This window comes from Flavobacterium succinicans (assembly GCF_001662485.1).
Classification (GTDB): Bacteria; Bacteroidota; Bacteroidia; order Flavobacteriales; family Flavobacteriaceae; genus Flavobacterium; species Flavobacterium succinicans_A.
Window position 1 is genome coordinate 262275 of sequence record NZ_JMTM01000017.1, and the last position, 18675, is coordinate 280949.

The 18675-nt window shown below is 36.3% G+C and carries 17 protein-coding genes; 12 read left to right on the forward strand and 5 right to left on the reverse strand.

Going from position 1 to position 18675, the window contains the following annotated elements; translation table 11 throughout:
- Positions 1 to 7: 7 nt before the first annotated feature.
- A complete protein-coding gene (gene dnaA, locus FLB_RS03370; RefSeq protein WP_064714545.1) occupies positions 8 to 1435 on the reverse strand; it encodes a chromosomal replication initiator protein DnaA in 1428 nt (475 codons plus the stop codon).
- A gap of 185 nt (positions 1436 to 1620) precedes the next feature.
- Between dnaA and FLB_RS03375 the strand changes: the two genes are divergently transcribed.
- Positions 1621 to 2025 carry an acyl-CoA thioesterase gene (locus FLB_RS03375; protein ID WP_064714546.1) on the forward strand — a complete coding sequence of 135 codons (405 nt, stop codon included), beginning with the start codon at positions 1621 to 1623 and terminating at the stop codon, positions 2023 to 2025.
- A gap of 30 nt (positions 2026 to 2055) precedes the next feature.
- Here FLB_RS03375 and FLB_RS03380 read toward each other — a convergent pair whose 3' ends face one another.
- From FLB_RS03380 to ribD, 3 genes are all read right to left on the reverse strand, one after another.
- A complete protein-coding gene (locus tag FLB_RS03380) occupies positions 2056 to 2682 on the reverse strand; it encodes an IMPACT family protein (protein ID WP_064714867.1) in 627 nt (208 codons plus the stop codon).
- Between the two features lie 175 nt (positions 2683 to 2857).
- Positions 2858 to 3463, reverse strand: coding sequence for an HAD family hydrolase (locus FLB_RS03385; protein ID WP_064714547.1), 606 nt, complete (start codon positions 3461 to 3463; stop codon positions 2858 to 2860).
- A complete protein-coding gene (ribD, locus tag FLB_RS03390) occupies positions 3456 to 4505 on the reverse strand; it encodes a bifunctional diaminohydroxyphosphoribosylaminopyrimidine deaminase/5-amino-6-(5-phosphoribosylamino)uracil reductase RibD (protein ID WP_064714548.1) in 1050 nt (349 codons plus the stop codon). The genes FLB_RS03385 and ribD overlap by 8 nt, the downstream gene beginning before the upstream one ends.
- Before the next feature lie 94 nt (positions 4506 to 4599).
- Here ribD and FLB_RS03395 point away from each other — a divergent pair, with 94 nt between their 5' ends.
- Both FLB_RS03395 and prmC read left to right on the forward strand, forming a co-directional pair.
- Entirely contained in the window at positions 4600 to 5085 is a 486-nt protein-coding gene (locus FLB_RS03395; protein WP_064714549.1) for a GNAT family N-acetyltransferase, read from the forward strand.
- A gap of 46 nt (positions 5086 to 5131) precedes the next feature.
- Positions 5132 to 5986: a peptide chain release factor N(5)-glutamine methyltransferase gene (gene prmC / locus FLB_RS03400; protein WP_064714550.1), complete on the forward strand. Its 855-nt coding sequence runs from the start codon at positions 5132 to 5134 to the stop codon at positions 5984 to 5986.
- Positions 5987 to 6308: 322 nt separating this feature from the next.
- On the opposite strand, the gene FLB_RS03405 is transcribed toward prmC, so the two are convergent.
- Positions 6309 to 7553, reverse strand: a complete 1245-nt coding sequence (locus FLB_RS03405; RefSeq protein ID WP_064714551.1) for an ABC transporter permease — start codon at positions 7551 to 7553, stop codon at positions 6309 to 6311.
- Between the two features lie 792 nt (positions 7554 to 8345).
- Here FLB_RS03405 and FLB_RS03410 point away from each other — a divergent pair.
- From FLB_RS03410 to FLB_RS03455, 9 genes are all read left to right on the forward strand, one after another.
- On the forward strand, positions 8346 to 8966 hold the full coding sequence (locus FLB_RS03410; protein ID WP_064714552.1) for a hypothetical protein: 621 nt from the start codon (positions 8346 to 8348) through the stop codon (positions 8964 to 8966).
- A gap of 137 nt (positions 8967 to 9103) precedes the next feature.
- Entirely contained in the window at positions 9104 to 9505 is a 402-nt protein-coding gene (locus FLB_RS03415; protein ID WP_157490522.1) for a hypothetical protein, read from the forward strand.
- 119 nt (positions 9506 to 9624) lie between these two features.
- A complete protein-coding gene (locus FLB_RS03420; RefSeq protein WP_064714554.1) occupies positions 9625 to 10512 on the forward strand; it encodes a CorA family divalent cation transporter in 888 nt (295 codons plus the stop codon).
- A gap of 399 nt (positions 10513 to 10911) precedes the next feature.
- The gene (hisS, locus tag FLB_RS03425) at positions 10912 to 12282 is read left to right on the forward strand and encodes a histidine--tRNA ligase (RefSeq protein ID WP_064714555.1); all 1371 of its coding nucleotides are present in this window, start codon (positions 10912 to 10914) and stop codon (positions 12280 to 12282) included.
- 463 nt (positions 12283 to 12745) lie between these two features.
- Positions 12746 to 13321: a nucleotide exchange factor GrpE gene (locus tag FLB_RS03430; RefSeq protein ID WP_064714556.1), complete on the forward strand. Its 576-nt coding sequence runs from the start codon at positions 12746 to 12748 to the stop codon at positions 13319 to 13321.
- Between the two features lie 53 nt (positions 13322 to 13374).
- Positions 13375 to 14484, forward strand: a complete 1110-nt coding sequence (dnaJ, locus tag FLB_RS03435) for a molecular chaperone DnaJ (protein WP_064714557.1) — start codon at positions 13375 to 13377, stop codon at positions 14482 to 14484.
- 478 nt (positions 14485 to 14962) lie between these two features.
- Positions 14963 to 15886, forward strand: coding sequence for an ABC transporter ATP-binding protein (locus FLB_RS03445; protein ID WP_064714559.1), 924 nt, complete (start codon positions 14963 to 14965; stop codon positions 15884 to 15886).
- 237 nt (positions 15887 to 16123) lie between these two features.
- A complete protein-coding gene (locus tag FLB_RS03450; RefSeq protein ID WP_064714560.1) occupies positions 16124 to 17440 on the forward strand; it encodes an ABC transporter permease in 1317 nt (438 codons plus the stop codon).
- 70 nt (positions 17441 to 17510) lie between these two features.
- Positions 17511 to 18674 (forward strand): sigma-54-dependent transcriptional regulator, encoded by a 1164-nt coding sequence (locus tag FLB_RS03455; RefSeq protein WP_064714561.1) that lies wholly within the window; start codon positions 17511 to 17513, stop codon positions 18672 to 18674.
- Position 18675 lies beyond the last annotated feature (1 nt).

Consider the following 18675-nt stretch of genomic DNA (forward strand, 5'->3'; position numbering starts at 1 on the left):
TCCGCGTTTATAGCGTTAATTTTGAATTGATATCGTCAACAAATTTTTTGAATTGTTTGTCTGTCGCTACTAAGTTGTCTACTGTTTTACAAGCGTGTAAAACTGTAGCGTGATCGCGATCGCCTATTTGTGAACCAATATTCGCTAGTGAGGCTTTAGTGAATTTTTTGGCAAAAAACATTGCTAATTGGCGGGCTTGAACCACGTGTCTTTTTCTGGTTTTAGATTGTAGGGTTTCTAGATCCAGTTGGAAATAATCCGAAACAATTTTTTGTATGTAATCGATAGAGATTTCTCTTTTGACGTTTTTGACAAATTTCTCTACCACACTTTTAGCCAACTCGATGGTTACTTCTTTTTTGTTGAAAGAAGATTGTGCGATTAACGAAATGATAGCGCCTTCTAATTCACGAACGTTTGATTTGATATTTCTAGCAACATACTCAATGATGTCATCAGGAATGTCAACACCGTCACGATACAAAATATTTTTAAGAATTGAAATTCTAGTTTCGTAATCTGGTTGGTGTAATTCTGCAGATAATCCCCATTTGAAACGAGACAACAAACGTTGCTCAATATCTTGCATGTCTACAGGAGCTTTGTCCGAGGTCAAAATTACTTGCTTACCGTTTTGGTGCAAATAATTGAAGATGTGGAAAAACACATCCTGAGTTCCTGATTTTCCAGATAAAAACTGAACATCATCTATAATTAACACATCGATTAATTGATAGAAGTGAATGAAATCGTTACGGTTGTTTTTCTTAACCGAGTCGATGTATTGTTGTGTGAAAATTTCAGCTGAAATGTATAAAACCGTTTTTTCAGGATATTTGTCTTTAATCTCTACGCCAATAGCGTGAGCTAAGTGCGTTTTTCCTAATCCAACGCCACCAAAAATTAATAACGGATTGAAAGATGTTCCGCCCGGTTTGTTGGCAACAGCCATACCCGCAGAACGAGCCAATCTATTAGAGTCTCCTTCTAGGAAATTGTCGAAGCTGTAGTTTGGATTTAATTGAGATTCGATTTTTAAATTACGAATACCAGGAATCACAAAAGGATTTTTTAATTCTGGATTCAAATTTTTGATAGGAGCGTCCACTTCCTGTGGTTTCATGACCACTCGATTGGCACTTGGTAACTGTTCTGTAAACGGTTGTTTGTTACCATAAGTGTTCTCCATTTTGATTTTGTAAAGCAATTTGGCGTTCTTACCAAGTTCTTTGGTAAGGGCAACTTTTAGCAATTTCACATAGTGTTCTTCTAGCCATTCGTAGAAAAATTTACTAGGTACCTGAATGTATAAAGCATTGTCGGTTAGCTCAACTGATTTAATAGGCTCAAACCAAGTTTTGTATGCTTGCTCTTGGATGTTGTCCTTTATAAAAGATAAACAGTTTTCCCATACCGATTGTGCAGTTTTATTCATAGATTTGGCGAAATTATTTTAACTTTAGTTGTAATTTTGAGCAAAAAAACGTGTCTATTTTTTGCATTTTTCAGGTTAACAAAAGTGTGAATAATTTTTTGTATAAAAAAATATATTGAACAATTATTTTAGAAAAAAATGTCGTAAGGGGCATTTCAAAATTTAAATTTTTTAAAGCATAACTAATGAAAGATCACCAAGTAGAAGTACGTGTTCGTTATTCAGAAACCGACCAAATGGGAGTCGTTTATCACGGCAATTACATCCCTTATTTTGAGATAGGACGCGTGGAATGGCTTAGAAATAAAGGGGTTTCGTATAAAGTGATGGAAGAAAACGGAATTGCGCTTCCCATTGTTTCTATGAATATTAATTATAAAAAATCGGCGCGCTATGATGATTTGCTGACGGTACACACTCGTTTCAAAAGTCAGACGTCTGTGAAGATAGAATTTGATTGCGCAATTTATAACGAAGCACAAGAGTTATTAACAACTGCCGAATTTGTGTTGGTTTTTGTGTCCTTAAAAACGGGCCGTCCAGTCGCTCCTCCAGATTATATTTTGGAATTATTGAAAACCATCGATTAACGACAAAAATCATCGATTAAAAGCATTATTTTATTCTTTTTTTACGATTTGTATTTCAAACATATTTTCAAAAATGTCGAATACCATTTCGGCATTTTTTTTTCGAATACAACACTCAATTTTGCCAATCGGTAAATTTGTTTCGGCATCGATTTCCATTTCTTGATTTACAATTTGAAGTTGCTTTTCTTTAATAACGCGCATGACTTTGTTCATGTTTTTATAATCGAAAGTGATTTCGAAAAAAACATCAATGGTTTTCTCTACAATTTCACTCGCTTCTATCGCTAATTGAGCTGTGGTTTTGTAGGCCGCAATCAATCCGCCCACTCCTAATTTGGTGCCGCCAAAGATGCGAACCACCACAATCAATATATTCGTTAGACCAAACGATTGAATTTGTCCATAAATTGGCGTCCCGGCCGTATTGCTCGGTTCCCCATCGTCATTAGCTCTAAAAACCACCGATTCGGTCCCAATTTGATACGCATAGCAATAATGCACCGCATGCGGATGTTCTTTTTTGAGTATTTCAATAATGGGTTTTACTTCTTCCTCGCTGCTAATCGGAAAAGTGTAGCCAAAAAACTTACTGTTTTTCTCCTTAAACAGTATGGGTTCGTTAGGTGCAGCAATGGTTTGATAGGTGTCTTTCATTAGGTGTACTTCTCCAAAAGGGATGTTTTTTGATGCAAAAGTAGTTTTTTTTGGAGCCCAACCCAAGGCATTTTCAGGAGGCAAAGGATGCCGCTGCACACGAGCGAAGCGAACTGGCGAAGCAATCGGGGCTAAAGGATCAGCAGTTGGCTTTTTTGGATACATTTTAAAAGTTTTACCCCAAGTTGTTCTTTTCAAATAAATCCACTACATCCTCTTTACCGACTTGCAGGTTCCAGACCTGAAGTCCGAGAGCTTGTGCCGCATCCGTGTTTTCTTTTTTATCGTCTACAAACAAGGTTCTTTTGGGTGACAACTCATTTTGTTGCAAAACGTGTAAATAAATTTCTGCATTGGGTTTTCGCATGCCTACTTCAAAAGAAAAATACACTTTTTCAAAACATTGGTAAAAAGCCCCATAAAACGAACTTCCTGTTTTTTGCTCAAAAGTGTCAATATGAATCGCATCAGTATTGCTCAACAAGAACAAGCGGTATTTTTGTGACAATAATTGCAAAAATTCTAAACGATACAAGGGAAAATCAAGTAAAACCGCATTCCAAGCTGCAAGAATTTCTTCGTGACTCGCATTGGGTATTTGTTTTTGAAAACCGTTTAAAAAAGCCTCTCGTGTACAATCGCCTTTTTCAAAAGCTATGTTTAGAGCGTCCAATTCTTCATTCCAAGCCTTGAGACCCAATGCTTGTAACTTGTCTTGTGTGGCTTGCTTGTCTAGATTGATAAATACATCTCCAAAATCAAAAATGATGGCATTAATCATAATTGCTAAGTAGTAAAAGTTCGTCAGTTGCAATAGTTGATTTATTTGGATTCTTTTTGGGAAGTATCGGTGCTTTTATTCCAGAATGAAAAGAAATTGCTCCAATAAAAATCCGTGCTTCATCCCACATATTCAAATCGATAAAATGCTGAATGGTAGTGGTGCCACCTTCAATAATAACAGATTGAAGACGGTGCTCGTATAACTTATCTAAAAGTTGAGATACTGTATTTTTTTCAAAATCAATCGCTTCAAAATAACAATTCTTCTTGTTTTCATTGTGTTTTTTTGAGGTAAAAATCAGTGTAGGAACATTTTGATCCAAAACAAAACTTTCTTCGGGTATGCGTCCTTCTCGGTCTATTATTACGCGAGTAGGATTTTGTCCGTACCAATCTCTAGTGTCTAACTTTGGATTATCAGAAAGTACCGTTTGTGTTCCCACCAAAATTGCCTGTTCTTCGCTACGCCATTTATGTACCAATTGTCGAGAGTAGGGATTGGTAATCCAAATCGGGGATCGTTCGTAAGTTGGATTTGGTGATGGAGCGATAAAACCATCTTGACTTTCGGCCCATTTTAGGATAATGTAGGGACGTTTTTGGTTGTGAAATGTAAAAAAGCGTTTGTTGAGTTCTTGACATTCTTTTTCGAGGACACCAATAGTTACTTGAATACTAGACTTTTGCAAACGTTCTATGCCTTTACCCGCCACTTGAATGTTGGGATCAACCGTTCCGATAACTACTTTTGGAATTTTACTTCGGACAATCAAGTCGGCACAAGGTGGTGTTTTCCCAAAATGACTGCAAGGTTCAAGACTTACATATATAGTAGCTTCTTTTAATTGTGATTTGTCTTTTACCGAATTAATGGCGTGCACTTCAGCGTGAGGTTCTCCTGCTTTTTTGTGCCAACCTTCACCAATTATTTTTCCGTTAGCTACAATCACGCTGCCCACCATAGGGTTAGGATACGTAGTGCCTAAGCCATTTTTGGCTAGTTCGATGCAACGTTTTATATAAGTTTCATGTGTGTTCACTGTGCAAAAGTACTATTTTTTGGGCGTTAGATTTCGCTAATTTGTCAATTAACAATGCTATTTTTGTCAGACTAACCAAATTAGATAAAATAGAATGACACCTTGGACTATTAGAAAAATTGAAAAGAAGGACAATCCAGCCGTAGCAAAGCTAATTAGAGCTGTTTTTGATGAATTGGAAATTCCAAAAGTAGGCACCGCCTATGAAGACCCCTATTTGGATTTGATGTTCGAGGAATACAGCAAGCCACGTTCTGTTTATTTTGTGGTGGAGCAAGAGGGCGAAGTAGTTGGTTGTGCAGGTATTGCGCCTTTGGCCAATGAAAAAGAAACCATTTGTGAATTGCAAAAAATGTACTTTTTACCAGCCACTCGCGGAAAAGGAATTGGTAGTGAAATGATGGCTATTTGTTTGCAAGCTGCCAAAGAATTTGGGTTTGAGCAATGTTACCTCGAAACGATGCCGTTTATGCATTCCGCTCAAAAGTTGTATAAGAAAACGGGCTTTGAGTATTTGTGCAGTGCTATGGGAAATACAGGTCATAGCAGTTGTCCAGTTTGGATGTTGAAAGATTTGTAAGCTCTCCAATTAATTCGATGGGAGTCGATAAATATTACTAATAATCATGACTATAAAAACATACAGAACTTTTTTTATTCAAGAACTTTCTTCGCTTTATGGAGAGGGCGAGGCCGAAAGTTTTTTCTATTTGATTTTAGAAGCCAAGCACCAGCTCAAAAGAATCGATTTGGCGTTACAACCCGATTTGACCTTTTCGGAGGTGGAACTCGTGGTTTGGAACAGTATTTTAGAAGATTTAAAAAAAGAAATCCCGATTCAGTATCTTTTAGGAAAAACCAGTTTTTATGGATTGGATTTTGAAGTCAATGAAAACGTGTTGATTCCAAGACCCGAAACCGAAGAGTTGGTCGAATGGATGCTGCAAGATTGTTCCAAAAGAGAAATGACAAATAACTTCTCTATTCTCGATATCGGAACGGGAAGTGGCTGCATTCCGATTAGTTTGAAACAACAGTTGCCAATGGCCAAAGTTTCGGCTATTGATGTTTCGGAAAAGGCTTTGGAAGTGGCTAAAGGCAATGCGAAGTTAAATGGAGTGGAAGTGCATTTTATATTGCAAAACATTTTGGAAACAACCGATTTGTTGGAAAGTTATGACGTCATTGTTTCGAATCCGCCCTATGTTCGCAATTTAGAAAAGCAAGAAATCAAGAACAATGTATTGGAATATGAACCGCATTTGGCTTTGTTTGTAGCCGATGATAATGCTTTGATTTTTTATAGAAAAATAGGTGAGTTGGCATTGAAAAGTTTGCGTCCCAACGGGAAATTGTTTTTTGAAATCAATCAGTATCTCGGTAAAGAAACGGTTGATTTATTAAAAGATTTAGGTTTTCAAAATGTTGAATTACGAAAAGACATTTACGGGAATGACAGGATGATTTTGGCTTCTTTGTAAGGGAGTTGTTGAACTAATTTTCAATCTATTGTCCTTTGTCAGTTCGAGCGCAGTCGAGAACAGTTCGTGAATCTCGACTGCGCTCGATTTGACAGTACTTCTAGAGTATTTTAATCTAGTTTTTGTACAAAAAGAAATACGGATTTGATTGTTGATTGATGGTTTTTGGTATCAAATCTGAAATCTTAACTCGTTGTTTTGCGTGAGGGATAGGAGCTAACTACCGAAGTAGTGCGTATAGCCCGACCGCATAAAAAAAAGGGACCGACTAGCACGATTGCTGAGTAGGTCCCTTTTTTTTTATGGGGTCACGCCCAAATATTTATTCGTATCGCAATGCTTCAATTGGGTCGAGTTTCGAAGCTTTTACAGCAGGATATAATCCAGAAACAATGGCCACCATAAAACTAGTAGCAAAAGCGGCTAAGATGGCGCCCCACGGAATAACGAAAGCAAAATCCATTGCGCTCGCGATACCAAAACCGATTAAGATTCCGAAAAAGATTCCGACGAGTCCGCCGATTTGACCAATGAGTAAGGTTTCGATAAAAAACTGAATCGCCACGGTCGATTTCTTGGCGCCTAAGGCTTTTCGAACGCCAATTTCTCGGGTTCTTTCGGTTACCGAAACTATCATAATATTCATCAAAGCAATCGAGGAACCAAAAATGGTAATCACCCCAATGAGCCAAGCTGCTAAACCTAAATACTGAGTGATGCCTAAAATACGGTTGATTAAATCATCGCTGCGCACTACGCCAAAGTTGTTGTCTTTTACTGGGCTTAATTTTCGCACGCGACGCATTACGCTAGTGGCGTTGTCTACGGCTTGGTCTAGTAATTCTTTTTTGCCCACCATTACGCTCAAACTGTAATTGATGTTCGGGGCACTAAAGAGCGAACGCGCTACTTGAATCGGAATCAACACGCGCAAATCCTGACTGTTGCCAAAAGTGGAACCCTTTTCTTTGAGCACGCCAATGACTCTAAATTTGGCTCCGCGAATCGAAATGATTTTGTCGATAGGATTGACGTCTTTCAAAAGTCCTTTCTCAAAATCCGAACCAACGATACACACAAAGGCATTGTTGGCAATGTCAAAACTTGTAAAATTTCGTCCCGCACTAAAATCCAATCCCGAATTCACCGCATACATTTCGTCCACGCCCACGATTTTGTTTTCGGGGTCTGTTTTGGTGTTCAGGTATTTCACTTCGGCAGCAGAGCTTGCGGTAAACGAAATCGAAGTCTCGGTAAAAGGATATTTGTATTTGTTTCTAAACGCCACGGCATCTGGGTAGGAGATAATCGGGTTGATGATTTCTCGTTCGCCGCCGCCGCGGTTTCGCGTTGTATTTTCGTATTGATTGATGTTGAAAGTATTGGCACCCATCGAGGCAAAATCAGACGAAATTTGATTTTCTAAGGCCGCCACCACGGTCAAAATCCCCACCAAAGCTGTGATTCCAATAGCAATAATCAGTACCGTAAGAATGGTACGAAGCAATTGCGTTTTGATTGAACCCAACGCAATTTTAATATTTTCTTTGAATAATTTTAGCATCATATAAGTTTGTCACGAAAATACAATTTTTGTTACAAGTTTGGTTTTCAAAAAACACTAAATTTCAAATCCACAAACCTTCTATTTTTTTTAAAACCATACAAGGACATTTAAGTTTTTCTTTTTGAACTTGGCTGACATCTTTGTGTCTTTTGCAGTTGAATTTCACAGCTTCAATAAAAACTTCTATGATTATATGTTTGATAGCTTTGCGAACCTTGCGTAAAACTTAGCGTTCATTGCGGTTAAATTGTACAGCCTTATTCCTTATAGGGTTCACAAAAAATCTTCAAAAAACTCCAATGACTTATATTTTTAACAGTTTTGCGAACCTTGCGTAAAACTTTGCGTTCCTTGCGGTTAAATTGTACAGCCTTATGTGTTATATGGTTCACAAAAAATCTTCAAAAAAACTCCAATGACTTATATGTTTTAATTTTCAGAAGCTATTCCCGCTTTTCATTACAAGTCCTCGCACCCCAAGCCATTTTTCTACGCCCCAAAAGGAGCTTCCGTTGGTCGCTCTTTTAGGTCAAGAAAAATTGGCTTTTGGCGCTCCGGGCTTTCCATTACAATCGGGGCTAGGGCAGTAGGAACACCAAAACGTTTGGTTGGAGTTGTAAGTTGAAAAGAAACTACTTTTAGCTTTTTTTGTAAGGGATTAGTGTTATATTTGGATTCTTACTGCAAAAATTAGGCTTGTTTATTTGCAGTGAATATTGCTAAAAGATGAAGAAGGGATTTGTTTTCGAACGATTTAGAACAAAAAGTAAAGAAATAATATATCAAATATAAATGGAGATTGAAAAACTAAAACAAATTTTATTTAACGTAAATCATTTATGTTCACATATTTCTTGCTCAAGAACACAAATTAAAAAAATTGATTTTGGTGAACATAAACAGATTTATACTGATATTGAAAGATTGTTAACTATTTATGTATGTTCATTATTAGATGAGCTTGTTGTTTTTGAAAAATTTGTACATAAACAAGATAACTTTTACTTATCAGATACCTTATATGTAATAGTTCCTTTGATTGATTACCTAAAACAATTTGATTCCTTAAAGGTTAAAAGAAATAAACTATTGGCACATCTAAATAGAGACCAAAGTAAAACTTTTAATCCTTGGTGGAAAGCATTACATGGGAAAAGATTTTCAACAACAATTCAAGAAGACAGAATGTTATTTAGTACGATAAAATGTATTCACGACATATTTAAAAAACGTTTTGCTAAAGAACTTAAAGAAGTATTAGAAGAATTTAATAAGGAGATTGATATCTATGAAAAAAAAATTATTGAGATGCCTAGTGTTGATACCTATAAAGATATCGCTGCAACGATTGAAGAAGTTCAAAATAGAATGAAAGAGAGAGATTTTACTTTTACAATACTTAGTAGAATGTAATAAACTAATGGTTACTTACACTACTATTCATTTGAGTAATTGTCTTAAATCAAGAGTAAAATAATCTTCCAATAAGTTATTAATCAAAAGATAATTTTTAATCCTACCTAATGATAAAATTCATAAAAAAAATGTTTTTGAAAGAATCGAATAACAAAGTGCTTTCTGTACCGAAAAGTTCTTGTGAAACTAATTCAGAACGTGAAATTCTTACTGAAAAGTTTTTTAGAAATTTAGAATTAGTAGAAAATTTCAAAAAGATTTATAAAAATTACTGTGACATAAACAATAAATGGAATTCTCCTGCATTTGCGGATTCAAGTATTACAAATAGACAGTATTATGAAACAATTAAAAAGGTTTCCGAGGAAGAGTATTCAGATGCGCAATGTGAAGCTGTAAAAGTTGTAGAAATTCACGAAAATTCTGTTAAAGACTACATAAAAAGTCTAGACTCTCAATATGATAATTTAAAGTTGCTTTTTGAGGAAATTAAAGTTGATAATCCCAACTCTACAGGCATTTATTTAGATAATTAAAAGCTAATTGAGATTTTTAAGAACTCCCATCATTTATTAGATTTACATTTTTAAAAGTCAAATATAAATGCTCAAAAAGTGGATTTATCGATGAGCGCATCTATTCACACCCAATTATAATGACACAACCAACCCTCACAAAAATACAATTCGACAACTTTGTTTGGATAGACATTTGCCAACCCAACAAGGAAAATCTAGATAAAATCGCCCAAGAATACCAGTTGGATTATTTTCAAATTAAAGATAGTTTGGAGCGAGGCCATTTGCCTAAATTTGAAAAACAGCCCAATTATAATTTTTTAATTCTGAGAGCTTTTACGCCGAGAATGGCCAGTAAAGCGACTACCATCAATGAATTGTCGCATAAAATCGCCTTTTTTTACAACGGACACAAAATCATCACGATTCATCGCAGTCCGTTTGCGTTTTTGGAAACCGTAAAAAAAGACCACAAAACGCCGGAGGAGATTTTGATTTATCTCATCCACAAAATGGTAGAAACTTATCAAGTGCCTTTAAACGACTTAGATGAAAAAATCATTCAAATCGAAAAGACGATTTTCCTGCAAGACTATTCCAAAATATCACTGGAAGAACTGTATTTCTTGAAAGCGCAAACCCGTATCACCAAAAAACTATTGCAGATTTTTCAAAATGTCATTCATCAACTCGAAGTGAGCGAGTCCTCCAAAACCGCTTTGCAAGACATCAAAGACAAGCTGCTGAGTTTGCTGCTCAATTATGACGAAGTGCTTGAAAATGCCAACAATTTACTGAATACCTATCTTTCGGTCAACGCACAAAAAAGCAATGATGTGATGAAATTGTTGACCATCTTTTCGGCTTTCTTTTTACCCTTAACATTTATTGCAGGTATCTATGGAATGAACTTTGAAAACATGCCCGAACTACAATGGCCTTTGGGTTATTTTATGACCTTGGGCGTGATGGTGGTAATTGCGTTGGTCATCTATTTTTGGTTCAAAAGAAAACGCATTCTTTGATTTAAGTTCTACCTTCAACTGTTTTGGTAATCACATTAAAAGCAACCACATAGGAGCATCATAGATTACACTAACTAGGCAAAGAATAAATAGAAATAGCCCTATTTTACACATAGTATCGCTATGTGAATAGTAAAACGTCTATCTTTTTCTTTTAAAGACTATAAATTCTATGTTTATCCTATGTGGTAAAAAATAATTTCACCCAAACGGTAATGATAATAAAAAGGTATATAAGAAATAAGTTCAGCAATTAAACAAACTTATATGAGCTTAAATGCCTTATATGGTTCAAAAATAAGATTGGTTTGTTGTATAATAATAAAACCCACTTTTTTTGGATAGGATTTCTTTTAAAAAGTAAGATATTTGCAAACCTAATTGAAAATTCATTTTACAATGGCTTCAAAACCCAGTATACCCAAAGGAACGCGCGATTTTTCGCCAGCCGAAGTGGCCAAAAGACAATACATTATTCAAACGATAAAAAGCAATTTTGAAAAATTTGGCTTTCAACCTATAGAAACTCCATCCTTCGAGAATTCAGATACTTTGATGGGAAAATATGGTGAGGAAGGCGACCGCTTGATTTTTAAAATCTTGAATTCGGGCGATTATTTATCAAAAGCCAATGCGACGCATTTAGAGAACAAAGACAGTTTAAAATTGACCGCTAGCATTTCAGAGAAAGCCTTGCGTTATGATTTGACCGTGCCTTTTGCGCGTTACGTGGTACAGCATCAAAGTGAAATCGAGTTTCCATTCAAAAGATATCAAATTCAGCCCGTGTGGCGCGCTGACCGTCCGCAAAAAGGACGTTTCAGAGAGTTTTTTCAATGCGATGCTGATGTAGTTGGTTCCAAATCATTGTGGCAAGAAGTAGAGTTGGTACAATTGTATGACACCGTTTTTACTGCTTTAGGATTAGCAGGAGTGACTATCAAAATCAATAATCGTAAAATTTTATCAGGAATTGCTGAGGTAATTGGCGCTTCGGATAAGTTGATTGATTTTACCGTGGCATTGGATAAACTAGATAAAATTGGCGAAGACGGTGTGAAGAAAGAAATGATTGAAAAAGGCATTTCTGAAGAAGCGATTGCTAAAGTGCAACCTTTGTTTAGTTTTACAGGAACGATTGCTGAGAAAATCAATCAATTGTCGCAATTGCTTTCTGTTTCAGTAGAAGGGATGAAAGGTGTTGAAGAATTGCAATTCATTTGCGAAAAAGTAACCCAACTCGGACTAGCTACTGCACAGTTGGATTTGGACGTGACTTTGGCAAGAGGATTGAATTATTATACCGGAGCTATTTTTGAAATTGCCCCACCTAAAACTGTTGCTATGGGCTCCATTGGCGGCGGAGGAAGATATGACGACTTAACGGGTATTTTTGGTTTGAAAAACATGAGTGGTGTGGGGATTTCTTTCGGCTTGGATCGTATTTATTTGGTAATCGAAGAATTGGGATTGTTCCCAGATACCGTGGCGGCGACTTCGAAAGCATTGTTTGTGAACTATGGCGAAACCGAAGCTTTTGTTGCTATGCAGACTATTCAAAAACTTAGAGCCGAAGGCATTAAAGTAGAATTATATCCTGATGCTGTCAAAATGGGAAAACAATTGCAATATGCTGATAAGAGAGGCATTCCGTTTGCGGTCATTATTGGAACACAAGAACTGGAATCGAGCACTTTTGCTTTGAAGAACCTCGTCACAGGAGAACAAGTCGTTTTGGATTATAATGGCTTACAACAACGACTACAATAGTTGATAGTCATTACAAAAAAAAGCTTCGTTTTGATAAACGAAGCTTTTTTTATTATAAACAATGCTGAATTAATAATTAACTAAAAACGGATATAATACTGGTATATATAAATTATATGTAAAATAATAGATTGGCAAATTTAGGCAAACTATTTCGTGATTGTCTTAAAATTATATTAAATTTTTATCAAGTTCATAATGTACGGTGTAACTGTTTTTATTTGTACCATTTTGAACAACAAATTTGTTGTCGATTTTTTTTAAGCATTATGGTTTGTATTCTTAGTACTTTTGAGTTTTTGCAGTTCAATTTCAGGTCTTGGCATAAGGTATAGGTATTCATAACATCAATAACATAATATTTTCCATTTCTCTATCTTTCATAATGTTCTTGAGTATGACAATTTGACATTTTGCCAGTTTTGGCAATACTTTTGAGAATGAATGAAGAGAATCAAAAAGGATGTTTAAAAAATTTTTTAAAAATAAAAGCAATATGACTACTGAAAATACAGAGTTCGATCAAGAAATAGATGACGCAACGTTAGAGAATAATGCAAATGGAGAGCAACTTATCATTGAAGAATTAAGTGTTGAAGAACAATTGGCACAAGATTTAGCCAAAGAAAAAGATAAATTTTTGCGCTTGTTCGCTGAGTTTGAAAACTACAAAAGACGTACTACAAAGGAGCGTATTGAGTTATTCAAGACGGCTAATCAAGAAGTTTTATTGGCTTTGTTGCCTGTTTTGGACGATTTTGATCGTGCTATGGTAGAAATCAACAAATCTGAGGATGAATTATTAGCTAAAGGAGTGGAATTGATTCACGAGAAGTTGAAAGGAACTTTGGTGACCAAAGGATTAGAAGTAGTGGATGTAAATGCAGGTGACGCTTTTAACGCTGATTTTGCTGAGGCTATTACTCAAATCCCAGCACCATCTGACGATTTAAAAGGAAAAATCGTGGATGTATTGGAAAAAGGATACAAATTAGGCGATAAAATTATTCGTTTTCCAAAAGTGGTTATAGGACAATAAATCAACATTCAAGTTAGCACATTTGTAGCTGAATATAATAGCACAATTTAAAAATGAAAAAAGATTTTTACGAAATATTAGGCGTATCTAAAAGTGCTTCGGAGGCTGAAATCAAAAAGGCTTACCGAAAAAAAGCCATAGAATTTCACCCTGACAAAAACCCTGACAATCCTGCAGCCGAGGAGCAATTCAAATTGGCTGCCGAAGCGTATGAAGTATTAAGCGATCCTCAAAAGAAAGCCAAATACGATCAATACGGTCACCAAGCTTTTGATGGAGCTGGCGGATTCGGTGGTGGTCACGGCGGTATGAATATGGATGATATTTTTAGTCAATTTGGAGATATTTTCGGAGGTGGCTTTGGTGGTTTTGGAGGCGGAGGCGGAGGTGCTCGTCGTGCCAAAGGAAGCAATATGCGAATTAAGGTCAAATTGACACTCGAAGAAATTGCCAATGGTGTTGAGAAAAAAGTAAAAGTAAAACGTAAGGTACAAGCGCCTGGCGTTTCTTACAAAACGTGTTCTACTTGTAATGGTCAAGGTCAAGTGATGCGTGTGACCAATACTATTTTGGGTCGTATGCAATCGGCGTCTACTTGTCCGTCTTGTGGTGGTTCAGGGCAAATTTTGGATAAAAAACCAAATAATGCCGATGCACAAGGAATGATTTTGGAAGACGAAACCGTTTCTATCAAAATTCCAGCAGGTGTTGTAGATGGGATGCAATTAAAAGTTTCAGGAAAAGGAAACGACGCTCCAGGAAATAGTATTCCTGGCGATTTGATCGTTGCGATTGAAGAGTTAGAGCACGAGTTCTTGAAACGTGAAGGTGAAAATTTACACTACGATTTGTACATTAGTTTTGCTGAAGCGGTTTTAGGTGTTTCCAAAGATATCGAAGCAGTAAACGGTAAAGTGCGTATCAAATTAGAAGAAGGAATCCAATCTGGAAAAATATTGCGTTTGAAAGGAAAAGGAATTCCAAGTATCAATGGTTACGGAAGTGGCGATTTATTGGTTCACGTGAATGTTTGGACACCAAAAACATTAAACAAAGAACAAAAACAATTCTTTGAAAATGCGTTGAACGACGATAATTTCACGCCACATCCTGAAAAATCAGACAAATCATTCTTTGAGAAAGTTAAAGATATGTTTTCTTAATTTTTTTAATCTCATTTTATATTTATCCCTGTGTTTTTTGTAGCACGGGGATTTTTTTTTCGTTTAGTTTTTGAAAATTGGATTACCGCAAATTCGCAAATTATTTTTTTTAAAGTGTATTTTTTGATTACCGCAGATTCGCAAATTTTGAAAGTGTTTACAGTTGTGATAATTTGCGAATTTGCGGTTCAAATCTGGTTGGCATTAAAAAGGTAATTGAAATAGTAAAACGTACTTTTTAGCCCCGATTGCAGTGGAAATCCTTTGATGCCGGGGTTCGGCAGCAAAGATTGTAGCGGAAAGCGGGACGACTCGTGATTGAAATATCGACTCGTGCTGCTCCCAAAAAATAGGAAACGACTTCAAGTTTAGAGTTGAAGTTCGTCTAGTTTTATTGCTGTAAAAAGCCGCATTTTCTTTAACAATTGGGCGTTGTTGACTACTAATTACCTATTTTTGCAATTCTAAAAATCAAGCTATGAGTAGTATTCTCGAGGTAAAAAATGTAGTGAAGCAATATGGCGATTATGTTGCCCTTAATTCCGTTTCGCTTTCGATACCCAAAGGCAGTATTTATGGTTTATTAGGGCCTAATGGTGCCGGAAAAACCTCTTTAATTCGTATCATCAATCAGATTACGTTGCCCGATAGTGGCGAAGTGCTTTTGGATGGCGAAAAATTACAACCCCATCACATTCAGCAAATCGGCTATCTACCCGAAGAGAGAGGTTTGTACAAATCGATGAAAGTGGGCGAGCAGTGTTTGTATTTGGCACAACTGAAAGGGCTTTCTAAAAAAGAGGCTAAAATTCAGTTGGACTATTGGTTTGAAAAATTAGACATCAAAGGCTGGTGGAACAAGAAAATCGAGGAGTTGTCCAAAGGAATGGCGCAAAAGATTCAGTTTGTGGTGTGTGTGTTGCACCAACCCAAATTGTTGATTTTTGATGAGCCGTTTTCAGGTTTTGACCCTGTGAATGCGAATATTATCAAAGATGAAATTTTAGGCTTAAAGGAAAAAGGTACGACCATTATTTTCTCAACCCATAGAATGGAAAGTGTGGAGGAATTATGTGATCATATCGCTTTGATTCATAAATCGAATAAACTCATTGAGGGCAAATTGGAAGAAGTAAAACGACAATACCGCTCAAATAGTTTTGAAGTTGGCATTTTGACGGATAATGTCGAAGGCTTGATGTATGATTTGACACAAAAGTTTACCGTGGGTCCAGCCCATTTCAAGTCTTTGAACCAAGAACTAAAATTAGAAATTCAGCTAGGTACAGGTACACCAAATGAGTTGTTGCAAGTCCTTACGCAACGTGGTCAAGTGACGCATTTTGTGGAAAAAATTCCAAGTGTGAACGATATCTTTATTAAAACTGTAACTGAAAAATAATCTTTTGAAATTTTAAAATTCCAAATATCAAAAATATTGGAATTTAAGTTTTAAATTTTTAAACAAGTACTACCATGAATTGTGTGGGTAAGGAAAAAGTTTTTTTACCATTAAGAGATTAAGAAAATTAAGGTTACGATTGCTTAATGAAACTTAATTACTTAATGGTTCAAAGAAAATAAAAATTTTAATTTTAAAACCACACGATTGAGAGTAAGACCTATAAAACTAAATAATATGAGTATGATCTCGTTGATTATAAAAAGAGAATTTATCGCCAAGGTGCGCAACAAATCCTTTATCGTAATGACTTTTTTGAGTCCGTTATTGTTTGTTGGAATTGCTGTTTTTGTTAGCTATTTGGCGTCTATGAAAGCCGATACCAAGCAAATTGCGGTTCACGACGAAACAGGTTTGTTTGTTGCCGATTTTATGGCTAAAAATAAAAAGGATAGCGAATATCAGTATTTGGATTTGTCGGTTTTGGACGTGAAAGCCCTCAAAGATAGCATCACGCAAGAGCGTTTTGAAGGTGTGTTGCAAATTCCTAAAACGGCATCTATTGCCGAGTTAGATAAGAAGATTCAATTCATTTCCAATGATAGTCCAAGTATTACTTTTATTGAGGAAGTTCAGGATATTTTGGATAAAAAAATTACCCAACTCAATTTTCAATCCGCAAAATTAGATACGGTGGCAATACATAAAGCGCAGTCCAATATCAACATCAGTTTAAGTAAAGCCTCGGGAGAGGAAAGTTTGAAAGGATTGAATGAAATTAAAATTGCCATTGGCGGTGCCTTTGGGTATTTGATTATGATGTTTATTGTGATTTATGGCAATATGGTGATGCGAAGCGTAATCGAAGAAAAAACTAATCGTATCATCGAAATCATTATTTCATCGGTAAAACCTTTTCAGTTGATGATGGGTAAAATTATTGGAACTTCGTTGGCAGGTATTCTTCAGTTTTTAATTTGGGCGATTATAGGTTTAGGGTTGTTTTTGGGTGCTTCGCTGTTTTTCGGTGTCAATTTAGGACCTACTTCTAAAGTTCCACCCGAAGTAATGCAAGCAGCGCAACACGAAATAGCTAGTACGGCCCAATTGTATATAGCCGAATTATGGAATCTTCCGATTGGAACTTTACTGACTTGTTTTGTGATTTATTTCATTGGAGGCTATTTTTTGTACAGTTCCTTTTATGCTGCCATAGGTGCAGCTGTTGACAATGAAACCGATTCGCAACAGTTTTTGCTACCGATTATTATGCCTTTGATTTTGGGCGTTTACATCGGATTTTTTACGGTAATCAATGACCCTCACGGCACGGTAGCTACCATTTTCTCGATTGTGCCTTTGACATCGCCAATCGTGATGCTAATGCGTATTCCTTTTGGCGTACCTTTGTGGCAAATTTTGCTTTCGATGGTACTTTTATTCGGAACGTTTTTGTTGGTGGTTTGGTTTGCTTCCAAAATTTATCGCGTGGGCATTTTGATGTACGGCAAAAAAACAAGTTGGAAAGAATTGTATAAGTGGTTGAAGTATTAAATTCCAAAAAGTAAATCCCAAAATCCAACTATTGGAATTTGGAATTTTTAAAATTTGAAAATTGTTAAGAATGAGTAAAATATTAATTATAGAAGACGAAGCAGCGATTCGTAGAGTTTTGGTCAAGATTCTTTCAGAAGAGAATGATACCTATCAGGTAGACGAAGCAGAAGACGGCGCTGTAGGTTTAGAGAAAATAAAAAATACCGATTACGATTTGGTGCTTTGCGATATCAAAATGCCAAAATTAGACGGGGTTGAAGTATTAGAAGCTGTCAAAAAAATCAAACCTGAGATTCCAATGGTGATGATTTCAGGACACGGCGATATGGAAACAGCCATCAATACAATGCGTTTGGGAGCTTTTGATTACATCTCAAAACCACCCGATTTGAACCGATTGTTGAATACGGTTCGCAATGCCTTAGACCGAAAAAAATTAGTAGTTGAAAATAAAATTCTAAAGAAAAAAGTCAGCAAAAACTACGAAATGATTGGAGAGAGCGAAGCCATTAATCATATAAAAATGATGATTGATAAAGTCGCTCCTACCGAAGCCAGAGTATTAATCACGGGACCTAACGGAACTGGAAAAGAATTAGTAGCCCATCAATTGCACGAGAAAAGCGAACGCGCAAGTTTTCCTTTAATCGAAGTGAACTGTGCTGCTATTCCATCAGAATTGATAGAAAGTGAGTTGTTTGGACACGTCAAAGGCGCCTTTACCTCGGCTGTAAAAGACCGTGCAGGCAAGTTTGAAGCAGCAGATAAAGGCACTATTTTCTTGGACGAGATTGGCGATATGAGTCTTTCGGCTCAAGCCAAAGTGTTGCGTGCGTTGCAAGAAAGTATGATTACGAGAGTGGGAGCAGATAAAGACATTAAAGTGGATGTTCGTGTGGTTGCTGCAACTAACAAAGATTTGAAACAAGAGATTACCGAAGGTCGTTTTAGAGAAGATTTGTACCACCGTTTGGCCGTTATTTTAATCAAAGTTCCTGCGTTGAATGAACGTCGCACCGATATTCCGATGTTGGTTACACATTTCGCAGAGAAAATTGCTTCAGAACAAGGAAATGCTGTGAAAAAATTCTCGGAAGCTGCCATTAGCTTACTGCAAGAATACGATTGGACTGGAAACATACGAGAATTACGCAATGTAGTGGAACGCTTAATAATTCTGGGAGGAAGTGAAATATCTGAAACGGATGTGAAGTTATTTGCTAGTAAATAGC

Excerpts from the sequence above, each read along its gene's own strand:
- dnaA (WP_064714545.1), bottom strand. The coding sequence starts at position 1,435 with ATGAATAAAACTGCACAATCGGTATGGGAAAACTGTTTATCTTTTATA.
- dnaJ (WP_064714557.1), top strand. The coding sequence starts at position 13,375 with ATGAAAAAAGATTTTTACGAAATATTAGGCGTATCTAAAAGTGCTTCG.
- FLB_RS03405 (WP_064714551.1), bottom strand. The coding sequence starts at position 7,553 with ATGATGCTAAAATTATTCAAAGAAAATATTAAAATTGCGTTGGGTTCA.
- FLB_RS03395 (WP_064714549.1), top strand. The coding sequence starts at position 4,600 with ATGACACCTTGGACTATTAGAAAAATTGAAAAGAAGGACAATCCAGCC.
- FLB_RS03445 (WP_064714559.1), top strand. The coding sequence starts at position 14,963 with ATGAGTAGTATTCTCGAGGTAAAAAATGTAGTGAAGCAATATGGCGAT.
- FLB_RS03380 (WP_064714867.1), bottom strand. The coding sequence starts at position 2,682 with ATGAAAGACACCTATCAAACCATTGCTGCACCTAACGAACCCATACTG.
- hisS (WP_064714555.1), top strand. The coding sequence starts at position 10,912 with ATGGCTTCAAAACCCAGTATACCCAAAGGAACGCGCGATTTTTCGCCA.
- FLB_RS03455 (WP_064714561.1), top strand. The coding sequence starts at position 17,511 with ATGAGTAAAATATTAATTATAGAAGACGAAGCAGCGATTCGTAGAGTT.
- FLB_RS03450 (WP_064714560.1), top strand. The coding sequence starts at position 16,124 with ATGAGTATGATCTCGTTGATTATAAAAAGAGAATTTATCGCCAAGGTG.
- prmC (WP_064714550.1), top strand. The coding sequence starts at position 5,132 with ATGACTATAAAAACATACAGAACTTTTTTTATTCAAGAACTTTCTTCG.
- FLB_RS03420 (WP_064714554.1), top strand. The coding sequence starts at position 9,625 with ATGACACAACCAACCCTCACAAAAATACAATTCGACAACTTTGTTTGG.
- FLB_RS03410 (WP_064714552.1), top strand. The coding sequence starts at position 8,346 with ATGGAGATTGAAAAACTAAAACAAATTTTATTTAACGTAAATCATTTA.
- FLB_RS03385 (WP_064714547.1), bottom strand. The coding sequence starts at position 3,463 with ATGATTAATGCCATCATTTTTGATTTTGGAGATGTATTTATCAATCTA.
- FLB_RS03430 (WP_064714556.1), top strand. The coding sequence starts at position 12,746 with ATGTTTAAAAAATTTTTTAAAAATAAAAGCAATATGACTACTGAAAAT.
- FLB_RS03375 (WP_064714546.1), top strand. The coding sequence starts at position 1,621 with ATGAAAGATCACCAAGTAGAAGTACGTGTTCGTTATTCAGAAACCGAC.